The sequence below is a fragment of the Nostoc sp. genome (assembly GCF_036916735.1).
Lineage (GTDB): Bacteria > Cyanobacteriota > Cyanobacteriia > Cyanobacteriales > Nostocaceae > Nostoc.
Window position 1 is genome coordinate 14,341 of record NZ_JBALFV010000105.1, and the last position, 22,183, is coordinate 36,523.

Annotated in this window: 15 protein-coding genes; 10 read left to right on the forward strand and 5 right to left on the reverse strand. The window is 40.7% G+C overall.

What is annotated here, in order from left to right:
- Positions 1 to 22 precede the first annotated feature (22 nt).
- A complete protein-coding gene (minE, locus tag V7L20_RS25490; RefSeq protein WP_334746751.1) occupies positions 23 to 319 on the forward strand; it encodes a cell division topological specificity factor MinE in 297 nt (98 codons plus the stop codon).
- Positions 320 to 425: 106 nt separating this feature from the next.
- Positions 426 to 548, forward strand: a complete 123-nt coding sequence (locus tag V7L20_RS25495; RefSeq protein ID WP_334746752.1) for a hypothetical protein — start codon at positions 426 to 428, stop codon at positions 546 to 548.
- A 197-nt stretch (positions 549 to 745) separates the two neighbouring features.
- Here V7L20_RS25495 and V7L20_RS25500 read toward each other — a convergent pair whose 3' ends face one another.
- Together V7L20_RS25500 and V7L20_RS25505 are read right to left on the reverse strand one after the other, a co-directional pair.
- Positions 746 to 4,015 (reverse strand): DUF4347 domain-containing protein, encoded by a 3,270-nt coding sequence (locus V7L20_RS25500; protein WP_334746753.1) that lies wholly within the window; start codon positions 4,013 to 4,015, stop codon positions 746 to 748.
- 656 nt (positions 4,016 to 4,671) lie between these two features.
- On the reverse strand, positions 4,672 to 6,000 hold the full coding sequence (locus V7L20_RS25505; protein ID WP_334746754.1) for a hypothetical protein: 1,329 nt from the start codon (positions 5,998 to 6,000) through the stop codon (positions 4,672 to 4,674).
- Between the two features lie 847 nt (positions 6,001 to 6,847).
- On the opposite strand from V7L20_RS25505, the gene fmt reads away from it, so the two are divergent.
- Positions 6,848 to 7,852 carry a methionyl-tRNA formyltransferase gene (gene fmt, locus V7L20_RS25510; RefSeq protein ID WP_334746755.1) on the forward strand — a complete coding sequence of 335 codons (1,005 nt, stop codon included), beginning with the start codon at positions 6,848 to 6,850 and terminating at the stop codon, positions 7,850 to 7,852.
- A gap of 79 nt (positions 7,853 to 7,931) precedes the next feature.
- On the opposite strand, the gene V7L20_RS25515 is transcribed toward fmt, so the two are convergent.
- The gene (locus tag V7L20_RS25515; protein WP_334746756.1) at positions 7,932 to 8,294 is read right to left on the reverse strand and encodes a DUF6464 family protein; all 363 of its coding nucleotides are present in this window, start codon (positions 8,292 to 8,294) and stop codon (positions 7,932 to 7,934) included.
- Positions 8,295 to 8,401: 107 nt separating this feature from the next.
- Positions 8,402 to 9,913: a hydroxysqualene dehydroxylase gene (locus tag V7L20_RS25520; protein ID WP_334746780.1), complete on the reverse strand. Its 1,512-nt coding sequence runs from the start codon at positions 9,911 to 9,913 to the stop codon at positions 8,402 to 8,404.
- A gap of 288 nt (positions 9,914 to 10,201) precedes the next feature.
- Between V7L20_RS25520 and V7L20_RS25525 the strand changes: the two genes are divergently transcribed.
- Complete coding sequence (locus V7L20_RS25525; protein WP_334746757.1) at positions 10,202 to 11,104, forward strand: class I SAM-dependent methyltransferase; 903 nt, start codon at positions 10,202 to 10,204, stop codon at positions 11,102 to 11,104.
- Positions 11,105 to 11,562: 458 nt separating this feature from the next.
- Positions 11,563 to 13,407: a molybdate ABC transporter permease subunit gene (gene modB / locus V7L20_RS25530; protein ID WP_334746758.1), complete on the forward strand. Its 1,845-nt coding sequence runs from the start codon at positions 11,563 to 11,565 to the stop codon at positions 13,405 to 13,407.
- A 252-nt stretch (positions 13,408 to 13,659) separates the two neighbouring features.
- Here the strand turns inward: modB and V7L20_RS32850 are convergent, their stop codons facing one another.
- Positions 13,660 to 13,908: a hypothetical protein gene (locus V7L20_RS32850; RefSeq protein WP_442943633.1), complete on the reverse strand. Its 249-nt coding sequence runs from the start codon at positions 13,906 to 13,908 to the stop codon at positions 13,660 to 13,662.
- A 516-nt stretch (positions 13,909 to 14,424) separates the two neighbouring features.
- Here V7L20_RS32850 and V7L20_RS25535 point away from each other — a divergent pair.
- Genes V7L20_RS25535 through V7L20_RS25555 form a run of 5 tightly spaced genes read left to right on the forward strand, consistent with a single transcriptional unit; the run spans position 14,425 to position 21,806 of the window.
- Positions 14,425 to 16,464 carry a type I restriction-modification system subunit M gene (locus V7L20_RS25535; protein ID WP_334746759.1) on the forward strand — a complete coding sequence of 680 codons (2,040 nt, stop codon included), beginning with the start codon at positions 14,425 to 14,427 and terminating at the stop codon, positions 16,462 to 16,464.
- Between the two features lie 32 nt (positions 16,465 to 16,496).
- Positions 16,497 to 17,003: a hypothetical protein gene (locus tag V7L20_RS25540; protein ID WP_334746760.1), complete on the forward strand. Its 507-nt coding sequence runs from the start codon at positions 16,497 to 16,499 to the stop codon at positions 17,001 to 17,003.
- Positions 17,000 to 17,806, forward strand: coding sequence for a restriction endonuclease subunit S (locus tag V7L20_RS25545; RefSeq protein WP_334746761.1), 807 nt, complete (start codon positions 17,000 to 17,002; stop codon positions 17,804 to 17,806). The genes V7L20_RS25540 and V7L20_RS25545 overlap by 4 nt, the downstream gene beginning before the upstream one ends.
- Positions 17,803 to 18,795, forward strand: a complete 993-nt coding sequence (locus V7L20_RS25550; RefSeq protein WP_334746762.1) for a hypothetical protein — start codon at positions 17,803 to 17,805, stop codon at positions 18,793 to 18,795. Before V7L20_RS25545 ends, V7L20_RS25550 begins: the two co-directional genes overlap by 4 nt.
- Positions 18,792 to 21,806, forward strand: coding sequence for a type I restriction endonuclease subunit R (locus V7L20_RS25555; protein WP_334746763.1), 3,015 nt, complete (start codon positions 18,792 to 18,794; stop codon positions 21,804 to 21,806). Before V7L20_RS25550 ends, V7L20_RS25555 begins: the two co-directional genes overlap by 4 nt.
- Positions 21,807 to 22,183: the final 377 nt, after the last annotated feature.

The following is a 22,183-nucleotide window of genomic DNA, read 5'->3' on the forward strand; positions in this document are numbered from 1 at the left end:
CTCCGCCCCAGACCTATTCCTAATGATTGAACTTCTAGAAAAACTTTTTTTTCGTGGCGCTGATAGCAGTCGAACTCAAGTTAAACGTCGCCTGCAATTGGTGATTGCTCACGATCGCGCTGATATAGATCCTCAAACGTTGGAAAAAATGCGGCAAGAAATCCTAGATGTAGTCTGTCGCTATGTAGAAATTGAGACAGAGGGTTTGGAGTTTTCCTTAGAGAGCAACCAACGAACCACAGCTTTAATCGCCAACTTGCCCATCCGTCGGGTGAAGGGTGCCATACCTGAATGGGAAAGAGGTGACAAGTCTCTGTAGTTATAATTTTAAGTATTTTTATTTAGGTTAAGCTGTTACGCATATAATTTGTATATTTAATCGTGAGAGTTGTCATTAGTCATTGGTCCTCTCTTACAAAGTTCTGATGCCTTCTCTGCGAGACGCTACGCGAACGGCGGGCTACGCCAACGGAGGAAACCTCCGCTCAACGCCAGTTCGCACAAGTCGGGGAACCCTTCCTGTGCGACTGGCTCGATTTTGCGCTTAGTCATTTGTATTTCAAAGTCCAGATGACCAATTGACTTATGACGGTCTGAATGCAAAAATGTAGAATCTAGACGCGCATCAGCTTAATAGTAGTAGAGAGATTGCCCAGCTGGAAAGTGGCAGAAGAGGGATACTGTATGATGACAAAACCCCACTTTGTTTTAAAAAGCAGGGTTTTAGATTAATACCGATCTATACTTAGGCGATGTTATGAGTCAAATTAATCTTGACAATGACATCGTTGTAATCCTTGTCGCCGCCACCAGCAAGATCCTCAAAACCAAAGACATTATCACCTAACATCTTGACGTGCTGAGTCTTGTCAGCATTGGCACCCAAGAAGGTAAAGTAAACTGTTGGGTCATTGCTAGAATTGCTGTCTAACAAAGCATCAACTTTACCATCGACAATCAAGAATGGCACATAAATACCGCCGCCTTGAAAGTTGCCATTGTAGTTGCTTGTACCTTGATTACCTACCGATAAGCCAATATCACTCACCCTTTGGTTAATTGCCGCTTGTACATAACCCGCTTGTCCAGGAAGAATGTCTGCTGTGCCATCACCATTAGTATCAATGCCACCATCAGCATTAGTAACTTTATAAAAACCAACAAAGTCGTTGTAAGATGCTTCGCGGTTAACAACGAAAGTCCCACTAATCAGGCTGTCAGTGCTGAAATCCCGCAAATCAAGGGCTTGACCTTCTGATTTTCCTTGTAAAGATGTACCAATGGGTAATTGTTCATCCGTTTTTTGAATATTCACTTGCAAGTCATCAAAAACAGAATCGCTACGGGAACCATCTTTCCACCCCAAAGTGAATCCATCTTCGCCTAGAGAGGTAATTTTTTGGCTAGTGGTACTAGAGAAGATGATGTTACCTTGAGACTTCAAATAAAAGCGCAGTTGTGTACCACCCTGCAATTGGAGGATGCGACTGAGGTCTTCGGGATTAAAACCTGTGGGGTTGTTGGCGAGAACTGAGAAGATGGTGGTGGCTCTAGAGAGGGCTTTTTCTTGATAACCTGCGGCACCTGGTGCAATGCCATCGATAGTGCCAAGGCTGTCATCAACGCTGAAGACGCCGAGTTCGTTGACTAATTCGGAGCTGCGTCCTTTAATTTTGATTTTAATGTTGACTTTGCTCAACTCGTTGGCGTCGATTTGAAAGATATCATTGGTGCTATTAATTAACTTAACATCAGTAATCTTGATGGTGAAAGCTTTTTCGTAGGATGAATTAGTTTGATCTGTGGTGCGGATACGGATGCTGTAACTAGACTTAGTTTCAAAGTCTGGGGAAGCATTAATTAGCAGTTGATTGCCCTTAATCGTAAAGGAATCATTATCAGTGCTGCCAGTCCCAGAGACTAAGCTGTAGGTAAAGGTGTCACCTGTGTCTGGGTCAACGCTGCTGAAAGTGCCGATGGCGGTATTAGTTGGACTATTTTCTGCAACGATTAGTCCAATGGGGTCAAAGGGAGAGGAAATGTTGATTACACCAGAAGCAAGTTGGCTTGTGACTGAACTGCTATCTCCTCCTAAGTTACTATCGCCCCAAGTGACGACAGAACCATCTGATTTCAATGCCGCAAAGGCAGCATATGTAGAAAAGATATTGGTGACACCAGAGGCAAGTTGACTACTGACTTTACTGAATGTACTGCTATCTCCTGCAGAGTTAAGACCGCCCCAAGTGACGACAGAACCATCTGATTTCAATGCCGCAAAGGCACTCTCTGTAGAAAAGATATTGGTGACACCAGAGGCAAGTTGACTACTGACTGAACTGCTATCTCCTCCAGTCCCACTTTCGCCCCAAGTGACGACAGAACCATCTGATTTCAATGCCGCAAAGGCATTACCTGTAGAAAAGATATTGGTGACACCAGAGGTAAGTTGACTACTAACTGTACTGCTATCTCCTCCATTGATACTATTGCCCCAAGTGACGACGGAACCATCTGATTTCAATGCCGCAAAGGCATAAAGTGTCGAAAAGATATTGGTGACACCAGAAGCAAGTTGACTACTGACTGCACTGCTATCTCCTCCGTAGTTACTATTGCCCCAAGTGACGACGGAACCATCTGATTTCAATGCCGCAAAAGCATCACCTGTAACTGTACCTATACCTGTCTTATAGGCCTCAAAACCTGTAGAAAAGATATTGGTGACACCAGAGGCAAGTTGACTACTGACTGAACTGCTATCTCCTCCAGAGTTACTTTCGCCCCAAGTGACGACGGAACCATCTGATTTCAATGCCGCAAAGGCAAGATTTGTAGAAAAGATATTGGTGATGCCAGAGGCAAGTTGACTACTGACTGAACTGCTATTTCCTCCTTCTGAACTTTCGCCCCAAGTGACGACGGAACCATCTGATTTCAATGCCGCAAAGGCTTGATTTGTAGAAAAGATATTGGTGACACCAGAGGCAAGTTGACTACTGACTGTACTGCTATCTCCTCCAGAGTAACTATCGCCCCAAGTGACGACAGAACCATCTGATTTCAATGCCGCAAAGGCATAATATGTAGAAAAGATATTGGTGATACCAGAGGCAAGTTGGCTTGTGACTGCACTGCTATTTCCTCCTTCTTCGCCCCAAGTGACGACAGAACCATCTGATTTCAATGCCGCAAAGGCACTACTTGTAGAAAAGATATTGGTGACACCAGAGGCAAGTTGGCTACTGACTGCACTGCTATCTCCTCCATTGCTACTATCGCCCCAAGTGACGACGGAACCATCTGATTTCAACGCCGCAAAGGCATAATAATTTATATAGGTATGACCATCTGTGATCCCACCTCTTTGTTCCCTTGGTTCTAATAATAAGCGGGTGTTGCTGGTGGGGTTGAGATTAAGGGCTATTGGGGAAGCTAACACACCTGGATATTTTGTTAACCCATTGACTGTCAAGGGCGGATTCATTTTCCCTATGCCTGATTGAATATCCAACTGCCAACTTCCGCCTTGAGTTGGTGCGCCAACTTTACCCGCAGCTGCAAATATTTCTGCTTTCGTCAACTGCGCCAATTCGCTAATAAATTCGGTATCTTTGCCGACTTGGCAACTGTAGAGGGCAATTTCGGCAACGTCCCACTGTTGCAATAATTGGGCTTGTGTTTTGATTTGTTGGCGATTGATTGGCAATGCCCCAATTTGCAAGACTCCGGGGGTTCCGTGGGCAACAATCGCTAACTGTTTTGCTTTTGTTTGTGCTAATAAATTTGTAATCACTACTAGTGCATCGTCTTTGGGTGTGAGAGTATAACCCAAAGCTTTAGGTGACAAGGCAGCATAAAGAATCTCAAGATCCTCAACACGGCTGTCAAAGATTACCAGTGCTTCACACTCAATCAATCCTATTTGTAGCTTTTGATACTTGTAAATCCGCTCGAAATTAGAATTATAGTCAATGCTGAAGTGACGTTGAGTGGCTAATGATATTGTTGTCATAGTTTGTTTCTATTTCTTCTAGAAATTGCTGACCATCTAAAAGCTTGCCCAATTCGAGATTTTTGAATGGGGCGCAACAAGTATTTCTATCCTGTAGTTGTGAACAATAATTGCAGTTTAGTTCTGCCTTCAATTAACTGTATGGTTGATAACTCTTCCTCTTGATGGATATCAAATATTATATTGTTTAATAACTGAACAAGGCAAAAGTGAAAAATTAAAAGGCACTCATAAAAAACAAGATAAAATGGTTAGAAACCCCTCTATTACAAAGTTATGAGCAGAGGAAACCTCTGCTCATAACTTGGCGCTAAGTTTATTTATAAAACGAAATAAAAACACTTATTTTGAGATGGGTTACACAATAAATAATAGGTTAGTAGAAGGTTGCTTTAAATAACCAAATACCGCAAGGTGGAAGTCAAAAGTCAAAAGAATTGTATTCCAAGCTTTTGCGCCATTTGAAATGATATGTTTATTTTTGCCGTGCTGTACTAGTAACCAAGAGGTGGTAAATCATAGAGCAATTGCTGCAAAAGTAGGAAATTCAGCTTTGCACAAGATTTATAGACGGAAAAATAGAACCCATTCGGGATAATAAAAAAATCCCGTTGTCGTCACTGCTGACAACGGGAGTGTGTAGGATTTTTTATAATCTATCGGTAGGCAACTTGTGGACCTGCCCAAATTTCTGTTATCTTTTTACCAAAAGTAATTGGTCGATCGCTGTCTGTTGCAGTGATAGTCTTACCATCATTAGCAACTTGGATTAATGGCCAGTTTTCCTCGCCCAATTCCCCTGCACGGAATAACACACGATCTGGTTGGCTTTTACTCCAGCCTAACAATACGGCAACTTTTTCATGTTCTTCGTCATTAACAGGAGCAACTGTGTTAGCGTGGTTTTTTTGCCGATCCCAAATCACTGCACTATCTGTAGAATCACCAGTGTTAAATAGACCATCAAACTTGCGGGCTAAGAAGCGATCGCCTTTTTCTGACCAGCTAACTGGAACTAATACCCCAATCTTACCGCTCGTATCAGTTTCTTCTGAAGACTCCGCTTTTAGTGCCTTTACTTTTAATAAAGGATCGCTAACTGGAGTTGTTGAAGCCATCACCCACAATTTCTTAGTGTGCATATCTTGGACAAACAGCACGCTGGTGACACGGCTGTTATACATTTGGGGTTTCACCTCTAGTTGCACCCGGCTATAAACAGCATATTTACCATCTGGAGAAATCACGGGTACGCTGCGATAATGACGTACTCCAGAACCACCATTAGAAGCAATGGCTTCTTGAGTTGCTGTAATCCATTTCCAAGGAATAGGATGAGGACTACCGATGGGATCTATTTGTTCTGCTTGGGACTCATCGCGTGGTTGAGAAACAGGTATTTCCGTTGTTGTGGTTGGTTCCGATTCTTTAAGAGTTGGTGCTACTTGAGTTGCTGTCAATGATTCAGTTAAAGACTTTTTTCTAGAGAGAGAATTTTCTTGTCCTTTTAAAGATTTGATATGAGCAGCTTTAAGTTTTCGGATTAAATCAAGCTGACTAACAGGAATATCTGTTACTGGTGCGAGTTCAACTGCTGCCAAAGAATCAGGAATAGTTAAATCGCTGCTTGACACAGAACTATGTATTTGAGGTATTTGAGCCAAAGACTCTATTTTATCGGCTGGTAATACTTGCGGTTCCTGGACAGTAGTAGTTTGTGTTGGCACAGAGTCCAATTCTTCTATTAAGGAGTTGGTTTGCTCTGTTTTTGATATTTCAGCTATCTCAGGTTCCCTAACTACAGATCCTTTCTTTGATACAGAGTCAGAATCTCCAGTTATCGAAGTTAGTTTAGATACTTCTGATTTTACCGGAAACGAGTGAGCCGATGCCCCTAGCAAGGGTGCAATCAGTATTACAACAACAACGTAATTGAGAAATGGTTGGGTGCGGAACCATCCTGACAGCAAAAGGGTTTTAAGCATTTATAGACTCTCTAGAGGGGCGGTTGCTATGTGAGAAGCAATACCTATGCAGCAATGGGCAGGCGGTAATTATATGTATAACAAGAAACTAAAAACTTTGACGAGATTTTTACTTCAAAGTTTGCAGAGTTTTACAAAATTAAGTATCATTATCAACACCTTTTATTACTCAGGTACTGGATGTTTTTTTACAAGAATATGCGAGTATAGTAAATTTGCTGACGAGTCAGTAATTACTACACAATATGTAATCTTGTTAGTTGCTATACTTAACTACACCAAAAATAGGTATTAGTTAAGGAATATTTAGCGTATAATAACGCTGGCAACCAAGAGTGAAATAAATCGGCGATTGGGGATCGTACTAGCGATCGCTAGTACACAATAAACAAGCCAGATTACACACTAATATTAATAGGGCAAACCTAATAATGGTAAACGTGAGGCGTTACGTGAAAAGCTCTTAAGGCAGATGCACAATACATCATACTCAGAAAATACTGTTGTCAGCAACTTAAAGTTATAAACTGCAATCTCAACTACATAAATAGCTAGAAGACGCAATAGTTTTTGATAAACCAATTGCATTTAATAGCAATTTGGGACAAATTATCAGGAACACAACAAAATTGACTCGGTAGATGCTCTAGCGGATCGTGACGAGACACCACTAAACGATTACGTTCACTAAAGGTAGATACAGTTGATACTTGCTATTACACTTGTCAACTTAACTATTAAGTTAATCAAGAAGCCTTTTGTTTCACTAATATGAAAATATTGTATCACCAAACAGCCGATATTATTTACCATTAATTAATCACTAACGATTAACAACTAATTATTAATGAAAATTGTATTCTTTGGTACACCGCAGTTTGCTGTACCCACATTGGAAAAGTTATTGAATCATCCAGAATTTGAGGTGTTGGCAGTTGTCACCCAACCAGATAAACGCCGGGAGCGCGGAAATAAACTTACGCCAACACCCGTAAAAGCGATCATTACTGCTCACAACTTACCAGTATGGCAACCTGAACGAGTTAAAAAAGACACCGAGACTTTAACTAAACTCAAACAGTTAAATGCAGATGTGTTTGTTGTTGTCGCCTATGGACAGATATTATCGTCAAAAATCCTAAATATGCCAAAATTGGCCTGCATTAATGTGCATGGCTCGATTTTACCCAAATATCGGGGTGCAGCGCCGATTCAGTGGTGCTTGTACAATGGTGAGAGGGAAACGGGGATCACAACAATGTTAATGGATGCGGGGATGGATACTGGGGCAATGCTACAAATAGCCACTACACCCATTGGATTACTAGATACTGCCCAAGATTTAGCCGAAAGACTAGCTGTGATTGGTGGGGATTTGTTGTTAGAAACTCTGTTGAAGTTGGAACGCCAAGAAATTCAACCAATTCCCCAAGATAATTTAGCAGCTACTTATGCACCTCTGATTCAAAAACAAGATTATGTTTTAGATTGGTCAAAAAGCGCTATCCAATTACACAATCAAATCAGAGGCTTTCACCCTAACTGCACCGCTAGCTTTCGTAACAACCTGTTGAAAATCACTGCTTCTGCTCCCCTTGATTCTGTAAGCGATCGCGATCTCCCACCAGAATTACAAGAGTTAATACATAAATTGCCTGATTTGTCAAATTGGTCAGACAGACCAGGAGTTGTAGTCAGCATTGCCAAAGGAATTGGTGTGATCGTCCAGACTGGGGAAGGTTTGTTGCTGTTGCGAGAAGTTCAGCTAGCTGGTAAACGTCCCCAGTCGGGATGGGATTTTGTTAATGGTAGCCGCTTAACTGTGGGAGAAGTTTTTGGCGCGGGGAGTTGAGGGGTTGGCAATTTTAGATTTTGAATTTTGAATTTTGGATTAGAGGAAAAATTTAAAATCTAAAATCTAAAATCTAAAATTAAATGGCTTCTAACTTTTCATAAAAACGGCAAGATTCGCAAGGGCCATCTGGGTTGACTGCACAGCGAATGATTTCTGAGTGAGCATTATAGGAACAGGTGGCATCGCCAACTACCCAACGTCCCGCTACCAAAGTTTTTTCAGATGGCCGTTTAGCCGACTGCACGTAAATGGCAATATTATGCAAGCGGTAGCGCCCACCTTTAAGTTGGTATCGATGGCGGCGTTCTAAAACCGCGTAGGTTTTACCTTCAAAATCGAGATAGTTTCCGGGTTGGGGTGTCCAATCAAGTTGCACTTTACCGAGGGACTCACGGGGATGTGTCAGAATCACCTCAGTTTGTAAAGAGTCTGGCTCCATAAGCTTATGTAGTTTGATTTACATTATAAGAATGGTATCGCAATAGCTTTCTTTAGCTTATCGAATTTAGATTATAATTAATGATTAACTCTTCGCGTCCCTACGAATTAGGGTAACCAAAATTCAGGTAAGATAGATTTGCTCAACTCACGGAAAGTTTGGTTGAGCGATCGCGCCACTTGGATATGCACTTCATCCTCTTCTACTGCTAAAATCTTAGATGGCTGACCTTCTCCCAAATAAGACACCACCAAATTCGCTGCCTCTAAACCGGTAACATAAGCTTTTTCTTGTGACCAGGAACCATGACGGTTCACAATCCAATCCCCACTCATAAATACATTCTCAAAACTTGTTTTAGCAGGCAACATATAACGATAGCTGCCAGGTGCAAAGTGAGTCACTGCTTGAGGTAGCCTAATTACACTGCTATCAATTATCTTTGCCTGCCGAAACGCTGGTACACAAGTTGCTAAATAACCCTGAACTATTGCTAAAATCTCTTCATCACTCAAATTGAGAAACTGATTTGCATGATAAAAATCAGCTTCAATAACTGTTCCTGGCTCATCCCGATATTCATCATGTAGAGCATTCAAATCAAAAAACGTCCAACCTGTAGTTGCGTCGAATCCAAAGCAAGCATTAGAAGGACGAGGAATATCAATTTTGCGGTCAAACCATAGCCGCGTTGCTAAAACATCAATTGCTCCTAAATTGCTCAAATTACGAAATTCTTCATGGCTTTGTAAACTAGGGCTAGTTGAGACAATTTTCTTCATCCCCGTGATCCCAACCGCAAAAATCACCGCATCTGCTTCAATTACTTCATCACCGCAAACCACACCCTTTGCTCGATGATTACTATCAACAATTAAATCTGTAACTCGGCGCTTGGGTAATACTCGCGCACCAGCTTTTTCGATACGTTCCACCCAAGGACGAAATATTTTTTCTCCAACAGTTCCTCGACACCAAACTACATCAAAATCTGGTTGATGAGCCAAAATAAAAAAGTAAAGCATCCCTAAAGTTGCTGCGGCTGAACATTGTTCGCCAGGCGCAAACAAGCCTACTAATAACATTGGTTCAAAAGCATCGCGGTAAAGCCGGAAAGAAACGTTAAAGTCTTTGAATAATTCACGGGCAGTTACAAAGTCATAGCGCCGCCAAGCTGCATCAGAATTATCAAAATCAACAACAGCATAAAGTAAAGGTAAGGCGCTGAGACGGTCAATTAGTGGCAGCCGCTTAAATTGAGTGTAGAGAAAAGTTCCCAGTGGCGATGGAAGCCGTGGTAAGTCTTGAAAAATCGGTGATTCAACTTCCAAACCTGCTGGCGAATATTGCGAAGAACGAGTCCAAGTAGTAAAAGGATTAATTCCTAACTCATTTATTAGGGAAAAAATATTTTTGTAAGGATACCAAAAGCCATGAATCCCAGCTTCAACAGATTTTCCGGCGGCTGTTTGCCAACCTGCCACTAGTCCACCAGGATAGGGGCCTGCTTCTAGAAGCGTCACATCATAGCCTTGTTTTGCCAAATGGTAGGTTGCTCCTAAACCAGCCCAACCAGCACCTACAACTACCACCCGTTTTTGTTGTGACTCTTCTACCATCCCAGCCTCCGATTGTTGCAGTCTATCAACTAATGTATACGAACTGTATACTAACTTGCCGTTCTCATCAGATAACGGCTTGCTATTACAACGGTTTTCGGTTGGATACAATACGTGCTTTGGTAGCATAGCTGTGCTACCCTACGAACCATATTCCATTGAATTAAAAACAGTTATAGACTTTGAGAAACGCTAAGGTGAAGTAATTCAGTAAAAATCGCTTGCGGTTAATGCTGAGTTAAGAGTATAACAGGAAACAGATTTAACTATTGATGAGGAATAATCATAATGTCTCAAGTAGCCAATGTAAAATCCAGTCTGAAGGACTTTGAATTACGGGATGGCATTTATTTTCCTAACGACTATGAACAATTGAATAATACTCAACATAAAAAAAGATGGGACGCAATTGGTAAAACGTACTATGGTTCCCAAAAAGTTGAAAAACTTGCAGATACATCGCCCATCAAACAAGATTACACTCTATTAACTGGCACACCTGGAGGTACTTGGAACAAATTTCCATTGAATAAATCTGTTGATTCTATTTTAGAGATTGGTTGTGGCTATGGTCGCGCACCCTTACATTTATCTAAAGCAAAAAATTTGAAATGCGAAAAATATTATGGGATTGATATTTCTGAACCTTTATTACGGCGGTTAATTAAGGTTAAACATGAATACAATTTTTTTCCTGAAGCTGAATTTTACTTAATTTGCAATTCTGCTGAAATATTGCCTTTAGAAGATAATTCTATAGATATGGTAATTTCTAACTGCGTCTTTATGCATATCCCAGATGCACAATTAAGAAATTTGTTGGCTGATATATCTCGCGTACTAAAACCTGGTGGAATTTTCGTTTTTAATCATTCCTTTCACAATAAATCTTGTCCTTCTCATATTATCCATAATTTTATTAGAAGGTTGAATCCATTTGTGAGAAATCCAGTTTATCTCAAGCAATATACATCTGCTGAAATAAATGATATGTTAGCGACTGCTGGAATGAAAGCTAAGTCTCCCCAATACAATGTCGAACCAACGCAAGAATATGCAATTTTGCCGGAAACGATTAAAGGAATTCCAGTGCCGTTTGCTAATGCCATCAATAGAAGCCTTAAGCCATCAGATAGTTTAAAGGAAACTTTGGCTTATGGTTTTAGTGCCTACAGTACTCAACTGGACTAATTAAAAAAGTATCTTGTTGTCACAATAGACTTCTTGATAAATAAAAAATAAGACCCCACCCCGCCAAAGCTACGCTTTGTCTCCCCTCCCCGCAGTCTTCGAGAGGAGTTGGGGGTGGGGTGTTAGGCAATACTTTTTGGATAAGGGTTGAGTCGTCCTAAATTCAGATCCCCCCGCCTACGGCGACCCCTTAAAAAGGGGGTAAAAGACGGTTAGAAGCCCCCCAATTTATCGGGGGTTGGGGGGATCTGCAACGACTAATTGCGCTAACCGAGAAGTATTGGGGTGTAGGGACTTTTGCAAGAGGTCTAATGAACTGAATACAAAGGAACTACGGAAGCACAACAATGTTGTGCTTTTATTTTTCCAATAAATGTAATCTACCAACTTTTACCAACATGTTTTAACTAAAGTTGGTAAATTAGGGATTAGTTGAGCTAATTCTTCCCTCTGCAACTATGCCATTGGATTTATCGCCTTTTTGGATATCACTCAAAACTTCATTACTTGCCACATTTATCACCTTTTTCTTAGGTATCGCTGCTGCCTACTGGATGCTGGGATATCGTGGCAAAGGTAAATCGTTGATTGAGGGTATCTTTATTGCGCCCCTGATTTTACCACCTACGGTTGTCGGTTTCTTGTTGCTGCTATTTTTTGGTAAAAATGGCCCTGTAGGGAAATTCATGGAGGCTTTTGACTTCACCATCGTCTTTACTTGGTATGGTGCAGCGATCGCAGCTATGGTAGTTTCTTTTCCTTTAATGTATAAAACGGCACTAGGAGCCTTTGAGCAAATAGATAGTAATTTGCTGCGAGTAGCTAGAACCCTTGGTGCAAATGAAACTACAATCTTTTGGCGTATCAGTTTACCCTTAGCACTACCCGGCATTGTCGCCGCCACAATGCTAGCTTTTGCCCGTGCTTTAGGAGAATTCGGGGCGACGTTGATGCTGGCTGGTAACATTCCCGGACAAACGCAGACAATTCCAATGGCGATTTATTTTGCCGTAGAAGGGGGAGCAATGAACGAAGCCTGGTTCTGGGCGATCGCAATTATGGTGATTTCTCTATCTGGAATCATTGCAGTCAACTTCTGGCAAGAATTGAGAGAAAAGAGGAGGGGAGCAGGGGGCAGGCTTGCCGTGAGCGTAGCCGAACGGGAGCAGGGGGCAGGGGGAGCAGGGGAAGCAGGGGGAGAAAATCTTTATACTCCGCACATTAGCTTTGAATCTGGCGGATTGTTTGTCAACATTGAAAAAATACTTCCTAGCTTTGATTTAAAAGTTGCTTTCACTACTGATGAGCAACCCTTGGGATTGTTAGGAGGTTCTGGAGCAGGTAAGAGCATGATTTTGCGCTGCCTTGCGGGGATAGAAATGCCGACAAGAGGGCGCATAGTTTTAAATGGCAGAGTTCTCTTTGACTCAGAACAAGGAATTAATTTACCCAGCCGCGATCGCCGCATCGGTTTTTTAGTGCAGAATTACGCCCTGTTTCCTCACATGAGTGTGGCGCAAAATATCGCTTTTGGCTTGCCTAAAGGACTATCTGCTGGTAGTATTCGGGTGCAGGTGGAGGAGCAACTAATAGCAATGCAGTTGCAAGGATTAGGCGATCGCTATCCGCACCAACTTTCTGGGGGACAACAACAACGGGTAGCTTTGGCAAGAGCATTAGCAAGTCAACCGGAAGCATTACTTTTAGATGAGCCGTTTTCGGCACTTGATACCCATCTACGTAGTCAATTAGAGCAGCAAATGACAGAAACTCTTGCTGGCTATCAAGGTGTGACTTTATTTGTCACTCATAATATGGAAGAAGCTTATCGGATTTGCCCGAATCTGTTGGTATTGGAGCATGGTAGAGCCGTTCATTATGGCAGCAAATATGAGATTTTCCAGCATCCTGCTACTGTGAGCGTCGCTCAACTCACTGGATGCAAAAACTTCTCCCGTGCTGTTCTCCAGTCATCGCAACAGGTAGAAGCTATTGATTGGGATTGTACTCTGCAAGTAATTGAACCTGTCAAAAGCGAATTATCCCACATCGGCATTCGCGCCCATCAGTTCATTTTTACCAACGACTTATCACAGGAAAATACTTTTCCCTGCTGGGTAGTACGAACAAATGAAACGCCTCATAGAATGACATTATTTCTCAAACTACATTCGGCTGGCAAGAATTCTCAAGATTATCATCTGCAAGCTGAAGTCTTTAAAGAAAAATGGGCGACGATGAAAGATCAACCTTTTCCTTGGTATGTGCGTTTAGATCCTCTGCGGTTGATTTTAATGGAGTGAATGCAGAGATGTATAGGAACGCAGCGAAGCTGTAATAATGGAAAACTTGGCGGCAGTGATAGATTAAACCACGTCTATCTTGAAACCTGTAGTTCTTACCTGATGAAAAGAATTTGCCCTCATCCCCCAACCCCTTCTCCCAGATTTGGGAGAAGGGGAGCTATAATTTCAAACTCCCTCTCCTATATACTACGGTGTACACACAAGTATGACTAGCATTATGTTTCAATTCTAGTAGTTTCGTAGGGTGCGTTATGGACATGCCGAAATAACAAATGAGTACTCCGAAATAACAAATGAGTACCCCGAAACAACAAATGAGTACCCCGAAACAACAAATGAGTACCCCGAAATAACAAATGAGTACCCCGAAATAACAAATGAGTACTCCGAAATAACAAATGAGTACCCCGAAATAACAAATGAGTACCCCGAAATAACAAATGAGTACCCCGAAATAACAAATGAGTACCCCGAAATAACAAATGAGTACCCCGAAATAACAAATGGGTTCGCATAGCCCGCACTTCTCTACGAGACGCTCTTGCTAGCTTGCTTACAGCTATTTTCAGGTAAATAGACCACGCGGTAGGGGCGCAAGGCCTTGCGCCCCTACGACAGATGTGGTTCAAATACATAAAAACTGCTGTAAGAGTAGGGGTACGACAAAGCTCAGTGACCACCGCAGTCATCGCCATGATTGCAATAATTTAGCTTTGTCACGCCAGCCTAACGCACTGCAATTCTTTGGTGGATGAAGTTTTTCTGACTTGTGTGTACACAGTTGCTCCTATATATGGGAGAGGGATTTAGGGTGAGGGCGAAAACTACGGTTCTCAACTTAGATGAGGTTTAGTTATTTGACCATACATAGGATGATTATGGCAAGCAATAGCTTCAAACCCGCAGAGGCGGTTTTTTTGTCTGTATAGCTGGAACTTCCAGTCGTCTGGTGCAAAATGTGAGTGAGTTAGCTTGCAATACATTACAGTTGATTAGTCTACCCTGGAGTTTTTAATGTCCCGAACGGAAAAAGTAAGAAAACTTGCCGGTTTTATTTGGAGTATTGCTGAACTTTTACGTGGTGATTATAAGCAAGCTGACTACGGTAAGGTTATATTACCGTTTACAGTATTGCGCCGTTTAGACTGTGTTCTAGAACCAACTAAGACAGAAGTTATGGACTTTTACGAAACCAAACTAAAGTCCATGAATCTGAAAAATCCAGAGCCGTTACTAAATCAGAAAGCTGGCGTAACTTTTCACAACATTAGCCAGTTTACCTTTCAAAAACTCAAGGCAGACCCAGATAATGTAGCTGCTAATCTCAGAAACTTTATTAATGGCTTCTCTATTGCTGGAAGAGAAATCATTGAATATTTTAACTTTACTGACCAAATTAATCGTTTAGATGAAGCAAATATACTATTTTTAATTGTCAAAAACTTTGCTGAAATCAATCTTCATCCAGATGAAGTAAACAGCATGGAGATGGGCTATGTCTTTGAAGAATTAATTCGCAAATTTTCGGAACTATCTAATGAAACCGCAGGAGAACATTTTACACCCCGTGAAGTTATCCGGCTGATGGTTAACTTACTGTTTCTCAATGACAGAAATATTCTAACTCAAGAAGGTATTGTGACAACTATCTATGACCCTGCCTGTGGAACAGGTGGGATGTTGTCTTTGGCAGAAGAGTACATTAAAGAACTTAACCAAAACTCTAAAGCTGTAGTTTTTGGTCAGGAAATTAACCCAGAATCCTACGCAATCTGTAAATCTGATATGTTGATTAAAGGTCAAAATATCAGCAATATTAAGTTTGGCAATACTTTCACTACTGACGGTTTGGCACACGAAACATTTGACTATATGTTATCTAATCCGCCGTTTGGTGTGGAATGGAAGAAAGTACAAACATCCGTCAAAAACGAGTATGAAAAGAAAGGATTTGATGGACGTTTTGGAGCAGGGTTGCCCAGAATATCAGATGGTTCCTTTCTGTTTCTGCAACACATGATTTCTAAGATGAAGCGGGATAATGGCGGTTCTAGAATTGCTATTGTATTTAACGGTTCACCGCTTTTTTCTGGAAGTGCTGGCAGTGGCGAAAGTGATATTCGCAAATGGATTATTGAAAACGATATGTTAGAAGCTATTACGGCACTGCCTGACCAATTATTTTATAATACTGGAATTTATACATATATTTGGATTATCACTAATTCTAAAGCAGCAGAGCGAAAAGGCAAAATACAGCTAATCAACGTTATTCACTATTACAGAAAAATGAGCCGCAGCTTGGGTAATAAGCGTAATGAAATTGGTAATGGTGAAGATGGTAAGCCCAATCAAATCGAGGAAATAACCCGTATTTATGGTGAGTTTCAACACGATGCTAAACGTAAACTCGATATCGATGGCAAAGAACAGGATGTCATTGTTAGTAAGATTTTTGATAACGAAGACTTTGGCTATTGGCGGATTACAGTAGAACGTCCGCTCAGACTCAATTTTCAGGTGAGTGATGAACGTATAGTTAAGTTAGAAAATGAAACCGCGTTTATGAATTTAGCTGAATCTAAAAAACGGGGTGGGGTGGCTTTACGAGAGATTGAGGAAGGGAAGCAGTTACAGGAATCAATTAAAGAAGCGTTGGGAACTTTGAGTGCAGATTGTCTCTATAAAAATCGGGATGAGTTTGAAAAAGATTTGACGGATGCACTCAAAGCGGCTGATGTAAAAGTTTCAGCACCGTTGAAAAAAGCGATTATGAATGCTTTAGCTGAACGGGATGAAACTGCTGATATTTGTACTGATAAAGATGGTAACTATGAACCTGATACAGATTTGAGAGATTATGAAAATGTATCGTTGAAGGATGATATTAACGAGTACATGAAGCGGGAAGTATTACCCCATGTGCCAGATGCGTGGGTAGATGAGAGTAAGACGAGAATTGGGTATGAGATACCATTTACACGGCATTTTTATGAATATGTGCCGCCGCGACCTTTGGAGGATATTGAGCAGGAGATTAAGAATTTAGAATAAGAGATTCGGGGGATGTTGGAGGAAATAGTGTAATGATTACTATTTTATCTTCCTCAGATATTTTACGAGATTGGCAGAAAATTCGGTTAAAACGAATAGCAAACTTAAATCCTTCAAAAAAAGAAGTTGCAAGTCTACCAAGCGATACAAAAGTAACGTTTTTGCCAATGGAAGTAGTCAGCGAATCTTGGGAAGTTGATTACTCTCAAATACGACCACTGGAGGAAGTTCGTAATGGATACACATATTTTCAGAATGGTGATATTCTACTTGCTAAAATTACTCCATGTTTTGAAAATGGCAAAGGTGCTTTAGTCAATAATTGTATAAATGGAGTTGGTTTTGGTTCTACAGAGTTCCATGTAATCAGATCACCTGACTCTGATACAACACGCTTTTTAAGTTATGTAGTTCGCTCACATCGTTTCAAAATTGAAGGTGAAGGGATGATGACAGGAACAGCAGGACAGAAGCGAGTTTCTGATGATTATGTTAAAAATTTTGAAGTGTTTTACCTCCAAAAAAACTTCGAGGATTGATCGCCTCTTTCCTAGACCGCAAAACCGCAGCAATTGACACCCTCATCGCCAAAAAACAACGCCTCATCCAACTCCTTCAAGAAAAACGCACCGCCCTCATTAACCAAGCCGTAACCAAAGGACTAGATCCAAAAGTCCCAATGAAAGATTCTGGTGTTCCTTGGATTGGTCGAACTCCGCAGCATTGGGGAGTAAAACTGTTTAAGCGTGTTACCTCACGTATTGAAGTGGGAATCGCAGAAGCAGCAACTCATGCTTACGCAGATCAAGGAGTTCCTATTGTTCGCTCTGCAAATGTCAGAACAAATTACATCGACTTAAGCGATATGGCTTATATACAGAGGTGGTTTGCAGAAAAAAATAGCTCAAAGTACCTTCATGCAGGAGATATACTGACTGTTCGCACAGGTGCAAACGCTGGTATGACTGCTGTACTTCCTGAAGAGTTAGACCATGCTCAATGTTTCACTTTGCTGATTGCTACACCCGATTCTCAGCAATTTCCTCCATTTTATAGCTATTACATCAACTCTTCATTTGCTCAGTCATTCTTTGCAGTAGAAGGCTGGGGATCTGCTCAAGTAAACTTAAGCGTTCCTATCTTACAAACTTTGCCAATTGTTGAACCACCCTACAAAGAACAGCAGGAGATTGTTTCATTCATTCAAAAGTCAACAGGAATGATTGATAAGATTGTTTCTAAGAACAAGCAAACTATCAAAAAACTTCAAGAATATCGCCAATCCCTAATAACAGCAGCAGTCACAGGCAAAATTGATATCAGGGAGGAGGTTGCTGCATGACTCTGTGTGCAGTCTGGATACGCCACACACCCGCAGGCGACCAAGAATTAGTCTTTGCAACCGATAGCTGTCTTTCTGCTGGCGAACGCTGGGAAGCAGGAGTAAAACTGTTTGAATTGCCCCGAAGAGACTGTTTCATCTGTTTTGCAGGCGAAACCAACCGCGCATACCCGATGATTCTCAACCTAATTCAAACAATTAACACTTCTCCCGCCCTGAAAAATCCCCAAACCGATTTGTTAGATATACTAAATCATACAAAATCCCTTTTCACCGACCTCGCTCAAGCCATTGACCTCAGTGAACTGAGTCGCCCAGACTACGACGATGCAAGAAGCGAAGCTCAATTTATATTCGGCGGTTGGCGCTGGCAAACCAGTGAATTTTCTGTGTGGCGGCTGTTCTACGATCTAAAACAAGAAGTATTTACAGCCCAACGTTACTTCTTAGATGATTCTCAACCAGTGTGCTTCATCGGCGATCTTGAAAGTGACGATTTGATTTTAGAGCTTTACGAAGAGGTCGGCATCAAAGACATCAAGCTAGATATGCAACCATTAAAACTGCTCATCAACAAAATTCGGGATACTTCACTTCCTTCATCTGGTATCAGAGGCGCACCACAAATCGGAAAAGTTTATCGCTCAGGAAATTGCAAAGTCTTTGGTATTCTGTGGCAATCTAGTAATGGCAAACCTCACTATCAAGGTCGTCCCATTGTTGGTATCCAAAATTTAGTGCATCAGTATTTTGACCCCGATACCTGCGAACTCATAAACAATCTACCTGATAAAAAACCAGACATAGTAAAATTTTTACATAATGATGAAATCAGTTTTGTCAACCTTTGCTACAACGAAGTAGACAATTTAAAGGTAGACTTAAATGAATTCCAACGCGGCAAATTACACGAAATTCTCCGTCAGGTTGCTTATGAGCAATTTTTAACCACCGTGAAAATCATTGAACAGACTGAGGCACAACCATGATTGCAACTGTTCAGACAACTGAAAAAGCTTTTGAAAATGCAATTATTCACGTTTTAGTGAGTAATGGTGGCTATGAAGAAGGCAATGCTAGCAACTTTAGTAAAGAATTAGCGCTTGATAAAGTCATCTTGCTACGGTTTATTCAGACTTCTCAGCTAGAAGCATGGCAAAAGCTGATAGACATTCATGGTGCTGAAGTTGAATCTAAGTTCATCCAACGGCTGTGCCAAGAATTGGAAAATCGCGGGATGTTAGACGTGCTGCGCTATGGGATCATTGACTACGGTGTACGCTTCAAATTGGCATTTTTCAAACCTGCCAGCAGTCTCAACCCCGATACCTTAGCACTTTATGAGCAAAACATCCTGACTGTGACTCGTCAGGTGCATTACAGTGCTAATCATCAAAACTCCGTAGATTTGCTGCTGAGTATTAATGGCTTACCAGTCGCCACAGTAGAACTGAAAAACCAGTTCACTGGACAAAATGTAGAAAAAGCCAAGCACCAGTATATTCAAGACCGGGATAACCGAGATTTGTTATTTCAATTCAAGCGGCGTTGTTTGGTGCATTTTGCCGTAGACCCCGATGAAATCTGGATGACTACGCGCATTGATGGCAGTAACACTCGTTTTCTACCCTTCAACAAAGGCTACAACAAAGGTGCAGGCAACCCACCCAACCCAAAGGGTTACAAAACCGCTTACCTTTGGGATGATATCTGGGCAAAAGACAGTTGGTTGGATATTATATGTCGTTTTTTGCACCTAGAGCAAGAAAACATTAAACTAAACTACAAATCTGCCAAAAAAGAAAGTCTGATCTTTCCTCGGTTTCACCAATTAGATGTAGTTCGCAAGCTAACCGCAGATGCCAAAATTAAGGGGACAGGACAAGATTACCTAATTCAGCATTCTGCTGGTAGTGGCAAAAGTAATTCTATTGCCTGGTTAGCATATCAACTTGCTAGCTTATATAATGATCAAGATCAACGAGTTTTCGATTTAGTTATTGTTATCACTGATAGAAAAGTATTAGACCAGCAACTTCAAAATACGATTTACCAGTTTGAGCATAAGCAAGGAGTCGTGCAAAAAATTGATAAAAACTCTGCACAACTAGCTGAAGCGTTGGTTTCTGGCACTAACATTATCATTACCACCTTACAGAAATTTCCTTTTGTTTTAGATAAGATTCGGGAAATCTTAGAAAAAAACAAGATTGGCGAACTACCTAAACGTAATTACGCCCTAATTGTGGACGAAGCCCACAGTTCTCAAAGTGGCGAAGCGTCCAAGAAAATGAAAGAAGTGCTTTCTATCAACGATTTGAGTCTTTCAGCCAAGCAAGAAAGTATGGTTGACCAGGAAGATGATATTGAAGATAACATCCGCAAGTCGATACGTGCCCGTGGTAAACAACCAAATTTGAGCTTTTTTGCCTTCACAGCCACACCCAAGCCAAAAACCTTAGAAGACTTTGGCCAGATGAACGCCCAAGGGCAAACAGAACCCTTTCATCTTTATTCTATGCGGCAGGCAATTGAAGAAGGTTTTATCATGGATGTGTTGCAAAATTATACAACCTACAGAACTTTCTTCAAAATCAGTAAGGCGATCGCAGACGATCCTAACATTTCTAAAAAGAAAACGAGTCGAGCGATCGCTAAATTTTTATCACTCCATCCACACAACCTAGCCCAAAAAACTCAAGTTATTATCGAGCATTTTCGCCAATGTGTGATGCATAAAATTGGCGGTAAAGCTAAAGCAATGGTGGTTACAGCTTCTCGACCCCATGTAATCCGCTATAAAGAAGAATTCGACAACTATTTACAGAAACAAGGTTATGCAGACATCAAAGCATTAGTAGCCTTTACTGCTTTTACCGATAGAGAAACTTACATTGAGTATACTGAATCTGATATCAACGGCTTTGGTGAGAAAGAATTACCCGAAAAATTTGAAACAGTTGAATATCAACTCCTGATTGTAGCAGACAAGTATCAAACTGGTTTCGATCAGCCATTATTGCACACCATGTATGTAGATAAAAAACTTTCTGGTGTCAAAGCTGTACAAACCCTCTCTCGCTTGAATCGCACTTGTCCCGGCAAGGAAGACACTTTTGTTTTAGATTTTGCTAATGATGAGCAGGAAATTATTGATGCTTTCCAGCCTTATTACGAACAAACAACACTAATAGCAACAACAGATCCTAACAGACTGTATGATTTAAAAAATAGGTTAGATGGCTACCAGATTATCTGGTATAGTGAAGTAGATGCTTTTGCCAAGATATTTTTTAAATCTCAGGAAAAGGTAAATAATCTAGATCAAAGTAGACTGCATTCCTTTATTGATCCTGCTGTAGACCGTTTTAAAGGTTTAAGTGAAGAACAGCAAGATGAATTTAAAAATAGTCTAACCGCGTTTATTAGGTTATATGCATTTTTAGCACAGATTATGCCATTTGCAGATGGAGAGCTAGAAAAATTCTATGCTTTTTCTCGTTTTTTGCAAACAAAATTACCAAAACTTAGCCAAAGCGAAGCTTTTAAACTTCTTGACGAAGTTGCATTAGAATATTATCGACTACAAAAAATCCGAGAAAGTCAGATAGTCTTAGAAAAAAATACAGAGTTATCTCTACAACCTATAACCGAAGCTGGCATACCAAGAGATAAAGAAGAACAGGCTAAACTTTCAGAGATTATCGATATTCTCAACAAAAGATTTAGAACTGATTTTACTGAAGCAGACAAATATTTTTTCAGCCAAATTGAAGAAGCGCTAGTTCAGGATAAGACATTATCACAACAAGCCAAAAGTAACTCAATTCAAAACTTTAAATATGGCTTTGAGGATGTATTTCTGACAAAGCTGATTGAGCGAATGGATTTAAATCAAGATATTTTTACCAAAATCATAGATTTTAAAGATTTTGGTGAAGTAGTAAAGGACTGGATGCTAAGGAAAGTGTATACAAGATTGACACAAGAGTTTAGCTAACAAAAATGATTTAATTACTTCAAGCGCCCAGACTTGAAGAATCTGAGCGCTTGAATATTAGGTTGCAGAGAAACTTCTGCTAATTCTGACTTTTCACGGTAAGTCCTCAAGTTCCGAAAAAGCGTGACTTTTTGCACATTCCATCATTTTCGTATTATTGCTTATTAATTTCACAAGACATCGTACATTTGGGCGCAGAGTATACAAGTGCGCTCCATGAAATCAGAACCGCTCATGATCATATTCATGCACATCATGCATAGCCAATTTTCAAGCTAGAGCATTTTCTAAAGCGGATATAACGCATAATACCGATAAACTTATTGTAGTATATTCAAATTTCAGATTCAGAGGGAATGCAACCTTATAATCTATAT